Source organism: Streptomyces sp. NPDC051940 (assembly GCF_040680895.1).
Lineage (GTDB): Bacteria > Actinomycetota > Actinomycetes > Streptomycetales > Streptomycetaceae > Streptomyces.
This window is the reverse complement of sequence record NZ_JBFAXR010000245.1, coordinates 1-4,782: the sequence shown is the minus strand read 5'-3', so window position 1 is coordinate 4,782 and position 4,782 is coordinate 1. Positions and strand designations below refer to the sequence as shown.

Annotated in this window: 3 protein-coding genes; 2 read left to right on the top strand and 1 reads right to left on the bottom strand. The window is 72.5% G+C overall.

The window, feature by feature from the left end; all coding sequences use genetic code 11:
- Window positions 1-32 precede the first annotated feature (32 nt).
- Window positions 33-2,369: an alpha-L-fucosidase gene (locus tag AB0M28_RS39880; protein ID WP_365415649.1), complete on the bottom strand. Its 2,337-nt coding sequence runs from the start codon at window positions 2,367-2,369 to the stop codon at window positions 33-35.
- Between the two features lie 243 nt (window positions 2,370-2,612).
- Between AB0M28_RS39880 and AB0M28_RS39875 the strand changes: the two genes are divergently transcribed.
- Window positions 2,613-4,085, top strand: coding sequence for an MFS transporter (locus AB0M28_RS39875; RefSeq protein WP_365415647.1), 1,473 nt, complete (start codon window positions 2,613-2,615; stop codon window positions 4,083-4,085).
- Window positions 4,082-4,657, top strand: a complete 576-nt coding sequence (locus AB0M28_RS39870; protein ID WP_365415645.1) for a TetR family transcriptional regulator — start codon at window positions 4,082-4,084, stop codon at window positions 4,655-4,657. The genes AB0M28_RS39875 and AB0M28_RS39870 overlap by 4 nt, the downstream gene beginning before the upstream one ends.
- The last annotated feature ends 125 nt before the right edge of the window (window positions 4,658-4,782 follow it).

The window sequence follows — 4,782 nt, the reverse complement described above, 5'->3', positions numbered from 1 at the left end:
GATCCGAGGGGTGACTCCCGGGCTGCCCGGGGTCAGCTCATCCACTCCACCTTGAACACCCACACGTGCTCGCCCGCCGCACGCGCCGCCGCCGGTACGTCGATGACGAGCGAGCGCCCGCTGACGCTCCACGTCAGCGGGCGGCCGTGGCCGAGCATCGAGATCCGGTCACCGGGGCGTACCGGCACCGGCGCCTCGACGACGAGCTTCGACGAGGGCGCGGCGAGGGAGTGGATGTAGAAGGCGTCGGGCTTGACCGTGAAGCGCAGGTCCTCGCCCAGCTGCGCCATCCGCGACCAGTAGGTACTGCCGTAGACCGCCTCGCCGTTGACGCTCAGCCAGGCGCCCGTCTCCCGCAGCCGGCGCTCCATGATCTCGGGGATCGTGCCGTCCGCCCGCGGGCCGATGTCGAGCAGGAAGTTGCCGTTCTTGCTGACGATGTCGACGAGCGAGTGCACGACCTCCTCGGTGGTCATGTAGCGGTCGTCCGGTGTGGCCGCGTTGTAGCCGTAGCTGAACGGGTCGAGCCCGCGGCTGGACTCCCACTTGGCGACCACCGTGTTGTCGTACGTCGTGTACTCCGGGGTGGTGAAGTCGTGCGGCGGGATGCCGGAGCGGTTGTTGACCGTCACCTCGACGGGCTTGGGCCGGTTCCTGGCGTTGTTGAAGAACTCGGCGAGGACGCTGCGGCTGTCGTTCACGCCGCCGATGTCGCACCACAGGATCTCGGGGTCGTAGCCGTGGATGAGCTCGCGCATCTGCCGCGCCTGGTAGTCGTGTACGTAGTCCTTGCCGGCGGTGTAGCCGGTGTACGGGACGGGGGCGAGGGTGTACGGGTTGCGCGGCGCGTGCCCGGACCAGGGGTTGTCGGGGTTGAACCACTCCGGCATCGAGAAGTACAGGCCCCGGTGCAGCTCGGGGGTGTACTCGCGGGAGGCCGCGAACAGCTCCCCGATCAGGTCCCGTTCCGGTCCCATCCTCACCGAGCTGCGGTCCGAGACCTTGGTGTCCCACAGCGCGAAGCCCTCGTGGTGCTTGGACGTCAGCACGTGGTACTGCGCGCCCGCGTCCCGGAACAGTTCCACCCAGCTGCGCGGGTCGAAGCGCTCGGCCCGGAAGCGCGGGATGAAGTCGTCGTAGGCGAAGTCCTCACCGTAGGTGGCGCGGTGGTAGGCGTACGTCGGGTTGTTCGGGTCGTCCATGTGCTGCCAGTACCACTCGGCGTACTGGCGCCCCACCGGCGCCCAGGCGGGCACCGCGTAGACGCCCCAGTGGATGAAGATGCCGAACTTCGCCTCGTGGAACCAGTACGGCGCCCGGTGCGTGGCCAGCGAGGCGTCGTCCGGCCGGTAGTCCGGTACGCCGAGCGTGAGGTCGCGCCGGGCCTCGGCGGCCTGCGCGCCGCGGCCGGTGGCGACGACCCGGCCGGGCTGGACGGTGCCGGGCGCGACGCCGGTGCGGTTGCGGATGCCGATGCGTACGCGGGCCTGTTCGCCGGGGGCGAGGACGGGGACGCGGGCCGGTGCGATCGTCCGGGCGCCGGGCACGTCCACCGCCACGGTGACCTCGTCGCCGCGGGTGAGCCAGACGGTGCCGGCGTTGAGCAGGGTGGCCTCGACGCTCTGCGCGCCGACGTCCTCGATCAGCGAGGTGGTGGAGGCGGCGGCGCGCAGCGCCACCGCGCGGCCGGTGGCGGCGGGCTGCAGGGAGAGGGCGAAGACGTGCAGGGCCGGCTGGTTGGGCTGGGCGGGGTTGGTGGTGGGCAGGGTGAGGGCGACGGCTTCCCGCTGCGGGTCCAGGGCCAGTTCGACGACGGAGACGGCGACCTGGTGGGGGTCCTGGGTGCCGTCCGGCCGGTAGCGGTAGGGGGCGGTGAGTTCGCCGCCGCCGGAGTACCAGTCGGGTGCGGACATCGGCGCGGCGGAGGTCGAGCCGTCGGCGTAGTGGACGACGGCGGTGCCCGAGCCGGTGCCGTAGCTGGAGGAGGCCAGGAAGACGGCGGCGAGGTAGTGGCCGCGGGGGAGTTCGATCCGCTGGCCCAGGGCGACGACGTTGTTCGCCGCGCCGGCGGCGGAGGAGGGGAAGTCGAACGGGGTGCCGGCGACCTCGATCCGCCCCGCGGGCAGTTCCTCGCCGGGATAGGTGTAGCCGCTGCCGTCGAAGCTGCCGCCGCGGGCGGCGGCGGTGTCGATGCCGTCGTTGTCGAACAGCGCGTCCAGGGAGACGGGGACGGGCGGCGGCACGGTGCCCCACTCGCCGTCCGGCGTCTCGTCGGGCGCCGCGGCGGCCGTACCTGCCGTGCCCAGTGCCGTCGCGAGGGCGGTGCCCACGCCGATGCCCAGCGCGTGCCGTCGGGGTAGTGCGCTCACGCAGAACTCCTCACATCGAGATCCATCGGATGTATGTGCCGTGGTTCCGTGCTCGGTGGGACTTCTGGGCGTGGAAGCTAGAGATACATCCGATGTACGTCAAGCCCTGGCGCATGCATACGTGAGGGGGTCCGGCGCCGGGGCGTGATCGCGCGACCGCTCGGGCGGGGTGGGTGAATTCTTATTCACCTGCTACGGTGAACATCAATTCACCTTCATTTCTCTTCCTTTTGGAGCGCATATATGGGGCAATCCGCGCCCATGGCCGACGGCGTCGCCCCGAGGTCGCTGAAGGACCGGCTCACCATCCCCGTGCTGGCGTGGTGCGGCATCCTCATGGCGGTCATGCAGACCGTCGTCGTACCGATGCTTCCCGACCTGCCGCGGCTGACCGGCGCCTCCGCGGGCGCGGTCTCCTGGATGGTCACCGCGACCCTGCTGACCGGCGCCGTCCTCACCCCGGTGCTCGGACGGGCCGGCGACATGTACGGAAAGCGGCGCGTCCTGACCGCCGCCCTCGTGCTGATGACCGCGGGGTCGGTGATGTGCGCCCTGTCCTCGGACATCGCCGTGCTCATCACGGCCCGCGCGCTCCAGGGAGCGGCCGCCGCCGTCGTACCCCTGTCGATCAGCATCCTGCGGGACGAACTGCCGCCCGAGCGGCGCGGCTCCGCGGTCGCGCTGATGAGCTCCACCGTCGGCATCGGCGCCGCGCTCGGGCTGCCGCTGGCCGCGCTGGTCGTGCAGTACGCCGACTGGCACGTGATGTTCTGGCTGACCGGCGCCCTGGGCGCGCTCGGGGTGGCGGCCGTGTGGTGGGCGGTGCGGGAGTCACCGGTGCGGACGCCGGGCCGCTTCGACGTGCTCGGCGCCCTCGGACTGGCCGCCGGACTGGTCTGCCTGCTGCTCGGGGTCTCGCAGGGCGGGCAGTGGGGGTGGGACAGCCGGCGCGTGCTGGCACTGTTCGCCGGCGCCGTCGTGATCCTGGGCCTGTGGTGGTGGCAGCAGCTGCGGACCGCGCGGCCGCTGGTCGACCTGCGCCTGGTGACCCGGCCGAGAGTCGGCCTGCCGCATGTGGCGGCCCTGCTCACCGGCTTCGCCTTCTACGCCAACTCCCTGGTGACCGCCCAGCTGGTGCAGGCGCCGAAGGCCACCGGGTACGGGCTGGAGCTGTCGATCGTCGCCACCGGACTGTGCCTGCTGCCGGGCGGGGTGACCATGCTGGTGTTCTCGCCGGTGTCCGCCCGTATCTCGGCCGCGCGCGGGCCGCGCGTCACGCTGGCGCTGGGCGCCGCGGTCATCGCCTGCGGATACGCGGTGCGCATCGCCGACAGCCGCGACCTGTGGATGATCATCCTGGGCGCCACGGTGGTGTCGACCGGGACCACCCTGGCCTACTCGGCGCTGCCCACCCTGATACTGCACGCCGTCCCGGTCGAGCAGACCGCCTCCGCCAACGGCGTCAACGTCCTCATGCGCACGATCGGCCAGGCCGTCTCCAGCGCCGCCGTGGCCGCCGTCCTCGTCCATCACACGAGCCTGGTGGACGGCGTCGCCGCGTCCACCCTGCACGGCTATCTCCTGGCGTTCGCGATGGCGGGCACGATCGCCCTGGCGGCGTGTGCCGTGGCGCTGACGATCCCGCGCGATCCCCGGCCGGCGACACGGGCGGGCCGCGCCCGGCGCGTCCGGGACAGGGCGGGCAGGGCAACATGACAGACGTGAGCACACCACCCGCCGCCGCCCGCCGGGACGCCGAGGCGACGAAGGCGGCCATCCTGAAGGCCGCCCGCCACCTCCTGGCCCGGCACGCGCACACCGACATCACCCTGAAGGACGTCGCCGAGCGCGCCGGTGTCAGCCCGCCCCTGATCCTCAAGTACTTCGGCAACAAGAACACCCTGTTCGCGGGGGTGATGTCCTTCGACGCCGACGCCCAGGATCTGCTGGACGCGCCGGTGGCCGAACTCGGCGCCCACATGGTGCGGCACATCCTGTCCAGCCAGCGCGAGCGCGGCGTCGACCCGCTGGCGCGCATCGTGTTCGCGCCCCTGCACGGCGAGCACGGGGACGTCCTGCGCGTCAACTTCCGTACCCAGGTCGTCGACCGCCTCGCCGACCGCCTGACCGGACCCGACGCCGCCCTGCGCGCCGAACTCGCCGTCGGCACCCTCGTCGGCCTCGGCGTGATGTACGGCATCGCGCGGGGCGAGAGCCTGCGGGCGAGCCCGATCGACGACGTGGTGCGGCGGTACGGGCCCGCGGTGCAGGCGCAGCTGACCCCCTGAACGCCGACGGCCCGGCCCCCAGCGTGGGAGGGGGGCCGGGCCGCGCGCGGTGCGCGGGGCAGTCCGTGGCGAGCACCCCCGCGCGCTCGGCGTCGCCCGCGTGCGACGTCGACATCCCCACCGCC